We start from the raw sequence: 14,525 nt of genomic DNA on the forward strand, positions 1-14,525 counted from the left end.
CCGGTTTCATTATTGAGTGGTTCTTTCGAACCGGCCGGCGAAGGTAATCGCGAACGCGTTTAGAGCAGGCTTCCATCTCATCACCCAGCGTGCCCTACCGCCGCCGGTCGGATCACGAGCCCTGGTGACGAGATATAGGCATTTCAGGGCAGCGGTCTTGTTGGGGAAGTGCCCGCGGGCCCGTACTGCCCTTCGGTAGCGGGCGTTGATCGACTCGATCGCGTTCGTCGTGCAGATAACCGGCCGGATCTCCGCGTCGTACTCCAGGAACGGCACGAACTCAGCCCACGATGACTCCGAGAGCCGCACAATGGCCGGATAGCGCTGGCCCCATTCGGCCGTGCACTCGGCAAACCGGTCCTTTGCCTCTTGCTCGGACGGGGCAGTTTAGACGGGCTTGAGCGCCTTGACGATACCTTCGCGGTGCCGGCGTCCGGCGTAGCGGAAGCTGTTACGGATCAGGTGAACGACGCACTGTTGCACGACCGTTCGCTCCCACGTGGTCGTGATCGCCTCGGGCAGGCCCTTGAGCCCGTCGCAGACGGCGATCAACATATCGTCGACGCCCCTGTTCTTCAGCTCGGAGAAGACCTGCAGCCAGAACCGTGCACCCTCGCCGCCGTCGCCGGCCCAGTTGCCCAGAATCTCCCGCTCCCCACCAGTGGTGACTCCAATGACGACGTAGAACGGGGTGTTGCGCACCTGCCCGTCACGGACCTTGACCACGACCGCGTCAACGAAAAGCACCGGATAGATCGGGTCCAAGGACCGGGCAGACCATTCGGCCAGCTCCCCAGCGACCTTCTCCGTGATGCGGCTGATGGTGTCCTTGGAGACCTTGGCCCTGTAGACCTCCTCGAAGTGCGCGGCAATTTCCCCGGTCGTCAGCCCGCGCGCGGAGAGCGAGACCACGATCTGGTCGATCCCGTCCAGGCGTCGTTTGCGCTTGGGCACGATGACCGGTTCGAACGAGCCGTCCCGGTCCCGGGGGACTTCAATCTCGACCGGACCGATTTCGGTTAGCACGGTTTTTGATCTGGTGCCGTTGGGCATGTTGGCCGCGACCGGTGTCTGGCCGTGCTCGTGCCCGTGGTGTTCGGTCAGCTCGGCTTCCAGCGCGGTCCCGAGCACGTTCCTGGTGAGTTGGTTGAGCAGCCCGCCGGGACCGACCAGGCTTACGCCCTGTTCCTTGGCCTGCGCGAGCAACCGCTCCGCAAGTTCCTTCTGATCGATGATCTCTCCCGTCACAGGATCGATCATCACCCCTGTCATCTCGGTCGTGGACTCTGACACGGCCGTCTCCTTTCGGATCAGGCCGGACCCTCTCACACCGTTTTTCTTACAGTCCCGCAGTTCAGGCGGTGCTGTCGAGGATCAGGCGCAGCGTTTCCGCGGGTTGGTCCCAGTGCGGGAAATGACCGCAGTTGTCGAACCAGTGGAGCGTTGCATCCGGGAACAGCTCCATGGCCCGCGCCGCCTCACTGGGAGCGGTGACCTTGTCCTTTCGCCCCCATCCGATGACCACTTTTGCCTTGAGTGAACCGGCCGGTGCGCCTTCCTGGCGGGGTCCGTGAATCAGTGCGTTGAGGGCCGGGTCCAGACTGCTCGATGTCTTGAACCCGCGAAGTTCATGCAGGACCAGGTCCTGCGGCAGCTTCCAGGGGTGGGCGGAGAACTGAGCCAACAGGGCCGTGCGGCCCACGGGGTTGCCCGTGAGGAAGGGGAGCGCCGGCTGGATGCGGCGCACCAGTGCGACGGAGGCCTTGATGCTTGCACCAAAGATTGCTGCCTGGCGGTCATTCCAGAATCCACCAGGGTCCAGTGCGATCGTGGTGCCAGCGTGCCCTCGCCGTGCCATTTCCATCGCCATCCGTGCGCCCATGGAGCTGCCGACCAGGTCAACGTCACCCAGTTCCGCGTCGCGGATAAAGGCTTCGACGGCATCGGTCAGCGTGGCAATTGTGGTTTCTCCGGTTAGCGGCGCGGATTCGCCGCATCCGGGGAGGTCGACGGCGATGACATCGCGTTCAGCGGCCAGCGCCGGGATTACCGGGTTCCAGTTACCAATACTGGAACCGAGCCCATGGATCAGGAGGAGTGGCTTACCGGAGCCTTGCCGGGTTGAGTGCAACATGACTTCACTGTAGTGGGCGGTTCAACATCTCTGGCCAGGGGTCACCTGTCGAAAGGCCCGACGGTGCAGCGATACGCGGTCAGGCAGCGCATCCAAACGCCTCAGGTCGAACACATCTCAGGCAGGGCGAAGAGTCCAACCGCCACGTTGTCGAGGGCCCTCAATTCCGGGACGTAACCGGCGCCGAGGCAGCCTGGTTTGGGACGCCGAACTGGGCAAAAGCGAGGGTGTGCACAATGTGCACACCCTCGCGTTCGGATTGAGTCTTACTGGTGCCGGACCGGGCCGGATTGTTGAGGCTTTCGGGGGAGTGGCGGAAACTCAAGGGCCGGAACGCGGTTCGAGTCCCACCTCGGGCACAACAGGTCGCCTCGTCAGGGGCGATTTTGCTTTAACGTGTTGACAACCTTGCGGTCGCGTCGCCTGACGGGTTGGGTCGCGGGCTGTAGCCTGGCCGCCGCGGGGGGTATGCAGGTGTGTGGGGTGGCGGGGTCAGTGCCGTGGCTGGTGGGCGCTCCGCGTGCTGTTTGCTGGGGTTATACGGTTCCTCGCTTCCGGTCTTGTCGGGTAGGCCCCGTGGTGGCCTACACCTATTCATGGGCCGGGGGAGAGACGACGACATGACCGCAGCGCGGTTGATTCGCGGCCTCCGATGCGAGGTTTCGACGACCCAAAAGCACCTTGCGTTCATCGCAGCCAGAGTAGGTGTGGACACTGTCTACACTTACGTCTAATTTGATGCTCTGCCCGGCGCCGGCCGGGAGTTCGAGTCCTCGCATTCCCGCTTGCCGTGACTCAGCACAGGGCCGCCAGATGAAAGACTGTTGGACTCGGCGGTGTGCCCCTTTTCCCCGAGGCAGGTGGGAGGGTCAGCTTGAGATATATCGCTGCTGGGAGTCGGTGTCCAAGGGCCGTAACCCGGCTCTAACCTGACGCCGTCGGACGGTCAGACTGACGTCAGGTTGGGGTGAAGTGCACTCGGATTCGCGCCCTTATCGGATTTGCTTCTGGTTGAGCCGAGGTTGGCCTCCCGGATGCTTGTCCGCTGCGCAGGCACGGCCGGTGGAATGTACCGCATCAATGCCAGCGTCTCCCCAGGAACGTCACAGCGGCGGTGATCGCGATGCCGAGGGCGATCGGGACGCTGAGATGGATCTGGAGCAGGAGTACTCCGATGGCGGCCCCGGCGAACATAGCGAGGACAGCGCCCAGCCGTCGGTTGAGTAACCGGGGCCGTTGCTTGCCCACAAGTGACTCTCCGGCGAGGGAGGTCATGGTGGAAGTAATGACCACTGTGGTCATGTCCCGTACGCCCAAATGCCGCGCAATCAGGGCCTGGGAGCCCATGTGCATGGCGATAAGGGCGGCAACAATGACACGAATGGACTGGTGGCCGACGTCTTCCACGATGAGCGAGATGGCGGCGGTTCCCGTCAACGCGATACAACCCGCTGTGAGAAGGAGCGTGACCCTGCGGTTCCAGCCTTTCGGGCTTGACTGGAGCGTAAATCCGGCAACCGCCGCGCCGAGGAGAAAAGCGCCGAGTGCTACCAGTGGGCCCAACGTTGGCAGGTTCGCGGCCCCGGCCAGCGCCATCGCAAGAATCACCACGTTGCCGGTCATGTTTCCGGTGAAGACGTGATCGAGTCCAAGGTAGCCGACCGCGTCAACCACACCTGTAACGAGCGTGAGGGCCATCATGAGCATCAGTCGGAACTTTTCCGGAGACGACGCATTTTCTTGTGGGGTAGAGGCGGTTTTGATACCTGAGCCGGCTACAGCTGATGTCATGGTTTAAGGGATCCTTCATCATGAGGGGTGGTCTCTATGACCACCCCTCGGACATGCTTGTTGGTGGTTTTGATGGACTGGCAGGCAACTAAGGCGCTGCCAGTCCTCCGGGGATCTGCGCCGGCGACTAGGGCGCCATCGTAGCGGCGACGCGCAATCATTGTTGGCGCGGCGCTCAGGCTTCAAGCTTGGAATGCTCGCCCAGGCGGTGCCATGAACGGTTGTGGTAGACCAGGGCGTCGCCGGGTTCGCCCGCTTGGACGTCACGCATCACGTGTGACTCCAGGGCGTGAACGGCGACGATGGTGGAGGTTCCCACCTCCATCCGGTTGATGACGGCGCAGCGCACCCAGGCGCGCACATCCTCATAGACCGCTTCGCCGGTCGCCAGGGCCGACCAGCGGTGCGTCTGGTCAAAGCGGTCGGCGCCGGGGGTCGCGCCAAACTTGGCCAGGTCGACGTCGTGCGCGTCCAGGAGGTGCACGACGACGGTTTCGGCGCGCGACAGCACCGCGGACGCAGAGGACAGTGCCGAGACCGAGAAAATGAGCAGCGGAGGTTCTGCGCTCACTGACACGACCGACGAGACCGTCAGCGCCACCGGTCCGTCGCCTGCATCCGCCGTCACGACGGCGACACCTCCCGGGTGGCCACGGAACAGTGCTTTGAAGTCGTCGGCCGACAGGGAGGACGGGAAGCTTTGCTCCGGGCCCCCAAGCCACGTGTCCGTAGGGTAGGCGTGAAACATCCCTATGACGCCGTGGGGGCGGAGCGGCGGAGTTCCCGGCGGACGATGTCCGTCCCTGCACTGAGGGCACTCAGCTTGGCGAGGGCGACATCCCGGGGGAACGGGGCCATGCCGCAGTTGGAGCTGGGGATGAGCTTGTCCGCATCAACGAACTGCAGTGCCTTGCGGAGGGTGTCGGCGACCTCCTCCGGCGTCTCGATGGCCTCGCTGGCGACGTCGATCGCGCCCAGCATGACTTTCTTGCCGCGGAGGAGCTCGATGAGGTCCATGGGCACGTGGGAGTTCTGGGATTCCAGCGAGATGATATCGATGCTGGAGCTCTGCAGCAGCGGGAACGTTTCCTCGTACTGACGCCACTGTGAGCCGAGCGTCGCCTTCCAGTCATTATTCGCCTTGATCCCGTAGCCGTAGCAGATATGCACGGCGGTCTCCGCACGCAGTCCTTCCGCCGCCCTCTCAAGTGCAGCCACGCCCCAGTCCTTGACCTCATCAAGGAAGACATTGAACGCGGGCTCATCGAACTGGATGATGTCCACGCCCGCGGCCTCCAGTTCCTTCGCCTCCTGGTTCAGGATCGTGGCGAACTCCCAGGCCAGCTTCTCGCGGCTCTTGTAGTGGTCATCGTAGAGTGTGTCCACCATCGTCATCGGGCCGGGAAGAGTCCATTTGATCGGCTTGTCGGTGGTAGCGCGGAGGAATTTTGCGTCGTCGACGAATACCGGCTTTTCGCGGTGCACCGGTCCGACGACGGTCGGCACGCTCGCGTCGTACCGGTCACGGATGCGCACGGTCTTGCGCTGTTCAAAGTCGACGCCGCTGAGATGCTCGATGAAGGTCGTGACGAAGTGCTGGCGGGTTTGCTCGCCGTCGCTGACGATGTCGATGCCGCGCCGGCTCTGCTCGTGGATGGCGATGCGCAGCGCATCCTGCTTGCCCTCGAGCAGCGCATCTCCCTCCAGCTTCCATGGGGACCAGAGAGTTTCCGGCTGTGCGAGCCACGATGGTTTCGGCAGGCTTCCGACAAGGGTGGTGGGCAAGAGTGTGTTCATGATTGGGAATTCTCCGTTGGTCAGTTGACGAGAGCGGGGTAGTTGGCGGTCCACTGGTCCAACAGGTCCTTGTGGGGCGTGATGAAGTGCTCCTCCGTGTACTTCGCCTGCGTGACCGCGAGCTGGCTGCGCTCGACGCGGTCGTACGCGATCTGGGTCCGCGAGTAATCCTGCTCTCCCAGGCTCGGCTGGTAGACGGCGGCGGCGGCCGAGTTCGCGTTGTAGACCTCCGGGCGGTAGATCTTCTGGAAGGTCTCCATGGTGCTGATCGTGCCGATGAGCTGCAGGTTGGTGTAGTCGTTGAGCAGGTCGCCGCGGAAATAGAAGGCGAGCGGAGCCACGCTGCCGCGCGGCATGAAGTAGCGGACCCGCAGCCCCATTTTCGCGAAGTACGCGTCCGTCAGGGAGTAATCGTCCTGCTGGTACTCGACGCCCAGGACCGGGTGACGGTTCCCGGTTTGCCGGTATGTCTTGCTCGTGGAGACGCTGATGCAGACCACTGGCGGCTGCGGGAAGCGTTCCTGGCATTCCGGGGAATCGAGGAAGTGCTGGAACAGCTTGCCGTGAAGGTCGCCGAAGTCCTCGGGGACGGTGGGCTTGCCTGAGTCCCCTGCTGCCGCCGGCAGTACGACGCTGAAGTCGAAGTCGCGGACGTAGGACGAGAAGTTGTTCCCGACGATTCCTTGGTGGCGGACCCCGTTCAGCAGGTCGACGATCTGGATGTCGAGAACCTCGAACAGGGGGAACTGCTGATCCGTGCCGTCCGAGGTGAGCTGTATCTGCACGGAGACGATATTAAGCTCGAGCGTGTAGCGGTCCCGGTCCGGGTTGTCCCAGTCTGCGAGATCGTTGAAACGGCGCCGGATCATGGTCAAGGCGTTGCGGAGGTTCTCCTGGCGGTGCTCGCCCCGTGCGAGGTTGGCGAAGTTCGTCGTGATCCGGGAGCCTTCGGACGGGGAGTAGTCCTCGTCGAAGCGGGTCGTGGTGATACTGAACGTAAAGTCGTCTGCCATGTGCTGCCAATCCGTTGTCGATGGGCCGGAGACGGCCTTCCAGAAGGGGTTGAGTCCATGGTGCAACCTTTCCGCTGGTATCGGGTAACTAGGCGCTGCTATGCATTCATATAGACTCTTCCTATGGCCCAAATTTCGAGCGGACTGACCCTGCAGCAGCTCCGCTACTTCATAGAAGTTGCAGCCGAGGGATCGATCTCCGCGGCTGCCGATCTTCTCTACGTAGCGCAGCCAACGATGTCCGCAGCGATGAAGGACCTTGAGGCCCGGGTGGGCCGTGCGCTCCTGGTTCGCTCCGCCCGCGGGGTCACCCTCACCGCAGACGGGGCAGAGTTCCTCGGCTATGCGAGGCAGGTCGTCGAGCAGTTCGCTCTCCTCGAGCAGCGCTACCTCGGCAGGCCACCGATGCGACGTCTGCTCGGGGTGTCAACGCAGCACTACTCGTTCGCGGTGGACGCCTTCGTCCGGATGGTCAAGGCCACTGAGGTGGCCGAATACGAGTTCTCGCTCCGTGAGTCCCGCACCTGGGACATCATCGAGGATGTCCGGACGCTCCGCAGCGAGATAGGCATCCTCTACCGGAACGATTTCAACCGGAAGGTCATCGACAAGCTGCTCCGGGAATCCGGGCTCGCGTTCACTCCGCTTTTCCTCGCCGATCCGCACATTTTCATTGCACGGAATAACCCGCTCGCCTCAAAAGAGCGTGCGACTCTCGCCGATCTCGCCGGCTTGCCGCGCCTAACTTTCGATCAAGGTGCGAACAACTCTTTCTACTTCGCCGAGGAGATTCTCTCCACCTTGTCCAGCAAGCAGGAGATCCGGGTCTCTGACCGGGCGACGATCTTCAACCTCATGATCGGGCTCCACGGCTACACGATCTCGACGGGCATCATCAGCGGGCAGCTCGACCCGGAGATCGTGGCCATCCCGCTCGACGTTGACGAACGCATCGAGATCGGCTGGATCGGTCACGCCGCGATTCCGCTTACCGACCAAGCGCAGGGCTACCTCAGGGAATTGCGGGCCGTCGTCGCCGAGTTCGGCGTAGCGCTACTCGACTGACCGCAGATCACACCCTGACATCCCCACGGCGGAAACCGGGGTGGAGGCACCCGTCAACTGAGGGAAAGATCGCCCAAGAAACCGCACCTTGCGGTGCTTCGTTGGGGCAGGGGGACGTTGAAGTCCCCCTGGGTCAGTCTAGGCGTGTGGCGGCTGTCCAAAACTGCATCCATGGGCCGTATTCTCCGTTGTCAGACCGCCGGACGTCAGGTTGGGGTGTAGGTCAATCTGCAGTAAGAATCCCCAGCGCTGTTCCTTCACGACAAGCTGCCGACACAGGAATTCTTAGTAGCTGTCACGAGTCGAAGCACGCGATTCTACGTAGCTGGCTACTCGTGGGGAACTTTTGGACGATGCAAAGGTTGAGGCCCCAGCAGGCCCTCGGCAGTGAGAGCAGCTACTCAGCGTTACCCAGTGACGTGCCGCCAATGACTGCGAAGTTGATGCGGGCAAGGGGACGAGCATCGCCTTCATCCAGTCGGGGCCGAGTTCGGAGGCGGGGAATGCTTCGAGCCACCGTTTGGCTCATCGTGGTCCGGATCCTGACAGGTTTCACATTCGAGTCGTGGATGCGGTTGGATGACCGCGGATGGGGGACCACACGCGCCCGCCCAGCGCCCGCTGATGATGATGATTCCGTGCGAGATGTTTGTAACAACGTCTCGACTTTTAAAGAAACTTTCTTCCTGCCATTGGTGTTGGCAGTCCCGCCCAAAGCATCATCAAACTCGCCTTCCCCGGTGTCCTCTTCATAATTCACTTGAAAATGTGGGTCGTCGGCTTGTACCCGGGCTTATCGAGGGACCAATGATGACGCCGCGCAACGGTGTACCGGTGGGTAGATGTCGCGCGGTTTCGCTGGCTTGCCTTGAATTTCGCTACTTTCCGCAGCATGTCCTTGTGCGTCGGGTTTGCTCCGCGCGACGCCGTGTGATCTGCCGGTTACTCCCGGTTTCCCCGGATGAACGTCGCTCTTCTGCGGCGGTTTCTTCTCTGCTCTCATGGTGGACACAAGCCAGCCGGGCTAAGCGCCAGGCCCCCAACCCATCCCCGAAGCTCAGAAAGTCCGTCTATGAGAAACCCGCAGATATCCCGAAGAACCTTCTCCGTCCTTGGCCTGGCCGCGGCCATGTCCGTCTCCTTGGTGGTGTCCGGCTGTGGGGGTCCGGCGACCGCGCAGGGCGGTTCCGGAGCGCCCGAGGTCACGGAATTGCGTTATGAGGGCTCGGCCAACAGCGTCAGCCTTCCCGAGCTCGCCGAGGACCTCGGCTACCTGGGGAACGTGAAGCTGAACTGGGTGGGAAACACCATCAGCGGGCCGGCCAGCATTCAATCGGCTGCCACGGGTGCCACCGACTTTGGCGGTGCGTTCTCTGGTGCGGTGGTCAAGCTCATTGAGGCAGGTGCCCCGGTCACGGCGGTTATTAACTACTACGGGGAGGACGAGAAGACGTTCAATGGCTTCTACGTCAAGGACGACAGCCCGATCCGGTCCCCGCGCGATCTGATCGGCAAAAAGGTGGGCGTCAACACCCTGGGCGCGCACTCCGATGCAGTCTTGAACAGCTACCTGAAAAGGAACGGCCTCAGCCAGGAAGAGATCAAACAGGTCCAGCTCGTGGTCGTTCCGCCAAACGACACCGAGGAAGCAATCCGCCGCGGCCAGGTCGACGTCGGAGTCCTGGGAGGCGTGCTCCAGGACAACGCCGTCGCCAAGGGCGGCCTCCGTTCCCTCTTCAGCGACTTCGAACTGTTTGGAACGTTCGCCGGCGGCCAGTACGTCCTGCGGAAAGACTTCATCCAGCAGAACCCCGAGACCGCGAAGATCTTCACCACCGGCGTGGCCAAGGCCATCGAATGGGAACGCACCACACCCCGCGAGGATGTCATCGCCCGCTTTACCAGCATCATCGAAAAGCGCCAGCGTAATGAAAGCACCGCGACGTTGAAGTACTGGAAGAGCGTCGGAGTGCCGGCCAAGGGAGCTATCACCGATCAGGACTTCAGCCGCTGGTCAGACTGGCTGAAGGACACCGGCATCGTCACCGGGGACATCACACCGTCCAAGTACTACACCAACGAATACAACGGATTGCTGAAGGCCTCATCATGACACAGACCGCCGCACCCAAGATCAGCCTGCAGAACGTCGGAAAGTCCTTCACCGTCAGGCCCACCAAGGACGCCCCGCTCGGTTCCACACTGACGGCCCTGGACGGGATCACCCTCGACGTCGCCGCCGGTGAGTTCCTCACCTTGGTGGGTCCCAGCGGGTCCGGGAAGACCACTCTCCTGGACCTCCTGGCCGGGCTTACCCGGCCGGATACTGGAAAGGTCCTGCTGGATGGCAAAAAGGTCACGGGGCCGGGCAAGGACCGGGCTGTCGTCTTCCAGCAATACGCACTGTTTCCCTGGCGCACGGCAGCAGCCAACGTCTCCTTCGGGCTGGAAGGCCCGGGACAGGACGGCAAACGCCTCAGCCGCAGGGAACGCGCAAAGAAAGCCCGAACCTACCTCGACCTTGTGGGCCTTGCCGGCTTCGAAGACCGCTACCCCCACGAACTATCCGGAGGAATGAAGCAGCGCGTGGCAATCGCCAGAAGCCTCGCCTATGAGCCGGATGTCCTGCTGATGGACGAGCCTTTCGCTGCCCTGGACGCCCAGACCCGCGAACAGTTGCAGGAAGAGCTGCTGCGGATCTGGCGGACCACCGGCAAGACCATCATCTTCATCACCCACGGCATCGATGAGGCGGTCTACCTGGGCCAGCGCGTCGCCGTGCTCAGCTCACGCCCGGGCCGGCTCAAGGAAATCGTCCCCATCAACCTCGGCGACCGGACCGGCGACCGAGACGTCCGATCCGACGCGGTCTTCGTCGAGCACCGGCACAAAGTCTGGGCGCTCCTTCACGACGAAGTCCTCAAGGCCCAGCAGGCCGGCCACGCCAAGATTCTCCCCGATGGCACCGCACCCGATGAAGCCCCGCAACCTATCAGTGGAAAGGCAGCCTGATGAGCGCACCAACTCTGACCTCAGACGCACACTCCACCACCCAGGCCTCAACAACTCCCCAGGCCGGTGACGCGGCACCGCGCAGACACGCTGTCCCTGCAACGGGTCTTTCCCTGGTCAAACGCGGTGCAGTGAACGGCGGCCGTGCCCTCTGGAGGGCCGGCGCGGTCCTGCTGTTCCTGCTTTTATGGGAACTCGGGCCCCTCTATCTCGCCCCCGACTCCACCCGGGTGTTCCTGCCGCCCTTGCACGAAGTCCTCTCCGCCCTTGGCGCACTGATCGCCAAAGGCCAACTGCAAAACCACCTCGGCGCCAGCCTCACCCGCTCCGCGTCCGGATTCGGCATCGCCGTGGTTTCCGCCGTCGTACTGGGACTGCTCGTTGCCTGGTACGGAGCTCTTGACCGGTTTCTGAACCCCCTGCTGGAGGTCTTCCGGAATACCGCCGCGCTGGCCCTGCTTCCCGTGTTTACGCTGCTGCTCGGGATCGGTGAAACCTCGAAGATCAGCATCGTGGCGTACGCCGCTTTCTTTCCGGTGCTCCTGAACACGATCGCCGGGGTCCGGACCGTGGACCCCTTGTTGATCAGGGCGGCCCGCTCTCTGGGGCTGTCGAACTTCACGCTGTTTCAGAAAGTCATCCTTCCGTCAGCGGTACCGACCATTTTCACCGGCATCCGCATGGCAGGGACCTCATCCATCCTTGTCCTCATCGCCGCCGAAATGGTCGGGGCCAAGGCCGGCCTGGGCTACCTCATCGTCAACTCTCAAAGCAGCTTCCTCATCCCGGACATGTACGCCGGCATCCTGACCGTGTCGCTGCTGGGTCTGGCCGTGAACTACCTGTTGGTCGGCGTCGAACGCCACTTTTCCCGCTGGCGCACCGCCGTCGGCTCAGGGAACGGCTAGCAAAACCGCAAGCACCATCGCCCTCCACCGCAAAAGAACTGCACCGTAACGCACTGAGCTGCACAAATCGAACTGCAAAGGAAACCATCATGTCCGTCATCACTGAAACCAAGCTCGAATTCACCAAGCTAGGCTCCCGCATCGGCGCCGAAATCCGCGGGCTGGACCTCAGCGCGGAACTCAGCGAGGGCACCACCGCCCAGATCCGCGAAGCGTTGAACGAACACAAAGCCCTCGTCTTCCGGGAAGCAAACGTGCTCGACGACGAGGCCCAGGTCCGTTTCGCCAGCCGTTTCGGCCCACTCACCAACGCCCACCCCACCGTCGCGTCCGTCGACGGCAAACCGTCGGTACTGCCGGTAGACAGCGAAAACGGCAGCGCCAACAACTGGCACACCGACGTCACGTTCGTGGTCAACCCGCCCCAGGCCTCCACCCTGCGCAGCATCACCCTGCCGGCCTACGGCGGGGAAACCCTCATCGCGTCCTCCGCCGGCGCCTATCAGGACCTTCCGGAAGAGCTGCGCAACTTCGCGGACACGCTCTGGGCCATTCACACCAACGACTACGACTACTCCGTACCCAAGAACCTCGAACACGCCAACGCCGAGGAACGACGCAAGGAATTCACCCGCATCCACTTCGAAACCGCCCACCCCGTGGTCCGGGTCCACCCGCTGACGGGGGAGCGGGGCCTGTTCATCGGCGGGTTCGCCCAGCGGCTGCGGATCGTCGGGCTGTCCAACACTGAATCCAAGGACATTCTCCGGCTCCTCCAGGCATACATCACCCGCCCTGAAAATGTGGTCCGGGTGAACTGGGAACCGAACCAGCTGGTCCTCTTCGACAACCGCATCACCCAGCACTACGCCCCCGACAACTACGACGGACAGCCTCGCAAACTGAACCGGGTCACCGTCGCCGGTGACATCCCGGTCGGAGTGGACGGCCGCCACAGCACCGCGATCAAGGGTGACTCGTCCTCCTACTCCGAAACCGTCGTCCTCGACGAGTCCGCGTTCGCCGGGGCGCGGCGATGACGACCGGGCAGAGGCAGTTGCACCTCAACGCCTTCCTGATGAGCACCGGCCACCATGAGGCATCATGGCGGCTACCGGAAAGCGACACCCGGGCAGGGACTGACGTGGCCCATTTCCAGAAGCTGGCGCAGACAGCCGAACGCGGGAAACTGGACTCCATCTTCTTCGCGGATTCCCCGGTCCTGCACGGTGACGTCACCCAGCGGCCCTACGGAAGTCTCGAACCCACCGTCCTGCTGGCGGCGATTGCAGCCGTCACAGAACGGATCGGGCTGATTGCCACCGCATCAACCACCTACAACGAGCCCTACAACCTCGCCCGCCGCTTCGCCTCGGTAGACCAGATCAGCGGCGGCAGGGCGGGATGGAACGTCGTCACCACCGCCGGGGACGCAGCGGCGAAGAACTTCTCCCTGGCCGGTCAGCCAGCCCATGCGGAACGCTACGAACGGGCGGCGGAGTTCCTCGACGTCGCCAAAAAGCTCTGGAACAGCTGGGAGGATGACGCCATCGTGGCCGACAAGGCTGCAGGCGTCTGGGCGGACAACACCCGCGTGCACCAGGCCAACCACGACGGGCCGCACTTCCAGGTCGAGGGCGCCCTGGATGTTCCAAGGTCCGCCCAGGGACACCCTGTGATCGTGCAGGCAGGCTCTTCGGAGAACGGCAAAGACTTCGCCGCCCGCTACGCCGAAGCGGTCTTCACCGCCCACCAGACCCTGGGCGACGCGCAGGCCTTCTATTCAGATCTGAAGCAGCGCACAGCAGCCGTCGGCCGGGATCCGGAAGGGATCAAGATCCTGCCAGGTATAGTCCCCGTCATCGCGTCAACGGAACAGGAAGCGCGGCGGCTCGAGCAGGAACTTGACGACCTCATCCTGCCCGAATACGCCCGTGGCCAGCTCGCCGGGGTACTGCGCGTTCCGGCAGAATCCCTGAAGCTCGACGAACAATTGCCGGCCGAGCTGCCCTCCGAAGACCAGATCGAAGGCGCCAAAAGCCGGTATACCCTGATCGTGAACCTCGCCCGTCGCGAACACCTCACGGTACGGCAGCTCATTGGACGGCTCGGCGGCGGCCGGGGGCACAGGACCTTCGCCGGCACCCCAGAGCAGGTGGCTGACGCGATCCAGGAATGGTTCGAGGCCGACGCCGCGGACGGGTTCAACATCATGCCGCCCGTGCTGCCCTCCGGACTGGACATCTTCGTGGACCAAGTTGTACCCATCCTGCAGGATCGCGGGCTCTTCCGGCGCGAGTACACGGGACGAACCCTCCGGGAGCACTTTGGACTAGCCAAACCCGCCAGTACGTCCACCAAACTGCCGCTACTGGTTTAGAAGCAGGAAGAGAACAACCCTTCGCTTCCCAAACAGCACCCCTCTCGCTAGATCCTTCCTGACAGCCCGAGAGGCCGAAGAAATGGAAGGGGAGACACTGACGACCTGCACCTCCGGACGCTGGACTCGACAATGCGAGTTAAGTTTCCGGAGGCGCGGTCCGCTGTGGAGTTTCATGTCAGAAGCAAGGCAGCGGCCTTACAGCAGAAGCGGTCACAGCTGTGAAAGGAGATGCCCTCCAAGATGCCCTCCACGCCGTGCGGAACTCGTCCATGGTTGCAATTCCAGGGTGCACAGTAAACCACGCAGGTGCACCAGCCACGGAGAACTCTAGCAATCCACCGCAGCCGAGCGCCTGCTGGGGAGGCTACCCAACCCCTAGCATGGTGACGCGAGGGGCTCTAGCAGAGGGGTCCCGGAACAGG

At 62.9% G+C, this 14,525-nt stretch carries 11 protein-coding genes and 1 pseudogene; 6 read left to right on the forward strand and 6 right to left on the reverse strand.

The window, feature by feature from the left end:
• Positions 1 to 9 precede the first annotated feature (9 nt).
• The 6 genes and pseudogenes from ACWRN3_RS11870 to ACWRN3_RS11895 all read right to left on the reverse strand — a co-directional run bounded on the left by ACWRN3_RS11870 (position 10) and on the right by ACWRN3_RS11895 (position 6,735).
• Positions 10 to 1,260, reverse strand: a pseudogene (locus ACWRN3_RS11870) (IS256 family transposase).
• Positions 1,261 to 1,354: 94 nt separating this feature from the next.
• Positions 1,355 to 2,134, reverse strand: a complete 780-nt coding sequence (locus ACWRN3_RS11875) for an alpha/beta fold hydrolase (RefSeq protein WP_476740748.1) — start codon at positions 2,132 to 2,134, stop codon at positions 1,355 to 1,357.
• Between the two features lie 1,077 nt (positions 2,135 to 3,211).
• Positions 3,212 to 3,925, reverse strand: coding sequence for a YoaK family protein (locus tag ACWRN3_RS11880; RefSeq protein ID WP_476740749.1), 714 nt, complete (start codon positions 3,923 to 3,925; stop codon positions 3,212 to 3,214).
• 175 nt (positions 3,926 to 4,100) lie between these two features.
• The gene (locus ACWRN3_RS11885) at positions 4,101 to 4,673 is read right to left on the reverse strand and encodes a flavin reductase family protein (RefSeq protein WP_255175325.1); all 573 of its coding nucleotides are present in this window, start codon (positions 4,671 to 4,673) and stop codon (positions 4,101 to 4,103) included.
• Between the two features lie 2 nt (positions 4,674 to 4,675).
• Positions 4,676 to 5,722 (reverse strand): methionine synthase, encoded by a 1,047-nt coding sequence (locus ACWRN3_RS11890; RefSeq protein ID WP_255175326.1) that lies wholly within the window; start codon positions 5,720 to 5,722, stop codon positions 4,676 to 4,678.
• A gap of 20 nt (positions 5,723 to 5,742) precedes the next feature.
• Entirely contained in the window at positions 5,743 to 6,735 is a 993-nt protein-coding gene (locus tag ACWRN3_RS11895) for a DUF1852 domain-containing protein (protein WP_255175327.1), read from the reverse strand.
• A gap of 123 nt (positions 6,736 to 6,858) precedes the next feature.
• Here ACWRN3_RS11895 and ACWRN3_RS11900 point away from each other — a divergent pair, with 123 nt between their 5' ends.
• The 6 genes from ACWRN3_RS11900 to ACWRN3_RS11925 all read left to right on the forward strand — a co-directional run bounded on the left by ACWRN3_RS11900 (position 6,859) and on the right by ACWRN3_RS11925 (position 14,100).
• Positions 6,859 to 7,800, forward strand: a complete 942-nt coding sequence (locus ACWRN3_RS11900; protein ID WP_255175328.1) for a LysR family transcriptional regulator — start codon at positions 6,859 to 6,861, stop codon at positions 7,798 to 7,800.
• Positions 7,801 to 8,872: 1,072 nt separating this feature from the next.
• Entirely contained in the window at positions 8,873 to 9,913 is a 1,041-nt protein-coding gene (locus tag ACWRN3_RS11905) for an ABC transporter substrate-binding protein (protein WP_476740750.1), read from the forward strand.
• On the forward strand, positions 9,910 to 10,812 hold the full coding sequence (locus ACWRN3_RS11910) for an ABC transporter ATP-binding protein (RefSeq protein WP_476740751.1): 903 nt from the start codon (positions 9,910 to 9,912) through the stop codon (positions 10,810 to 10,812). Before ACWRN3_RS11905 ends, ACWRN3_RS11910 begins: the two co-directional genes overlap by 4 nt.
• On the forward strand, positions 10,812 to 11,720 hold the full coding sequence (locus ACWRN3_RS11915; protein WP_255175331.1) for an ABC transporter permease: 909 nt from the start codon (positions 10,812 to 10,814) through the stop codon (positions 11,718 to 11,720). Before ACWRN3_RS11910 ends, ACWRN3_RS11915 begins: the two co-directional genes overlap by 1 nt.
• Before the next feature lie 89 nt (positions 11,721 to 11,809).
• Positions 11,810 to 12,760: a TauD/TfdA dioxygenase family protein gene (locus ACWRN3_RS11920; RefSeq protein WP_324644991.1), complete on the forward strand. Its 951-nt coding sequence runs from the start codon at positions 11,810 to 11,812 to the stop codon at positions 12,758 to 12,760.
• On the forward strand, positions 12,757 to 14,100 hold the full coding sequence (locus ACWRN3_RS11925; protein ID WP_324644992.1) for an LLM class flavin-dependent oxidoreductase: 1,344 nt from the start codon (positions 12,757 to 12,759) through the stop codon (positions 14,098 to 14,100). Before ACWRN3_RS11920 ends, ACWRN3_RS11925 begins: the two co-directional genes overlap by 4 nt.
• Positions 14,101 to 14,525 lie beyond the last annotated feature (425 nt).

The organism is Pseudarthrobacter sp. rb (genome assembly GCF_056389225.1).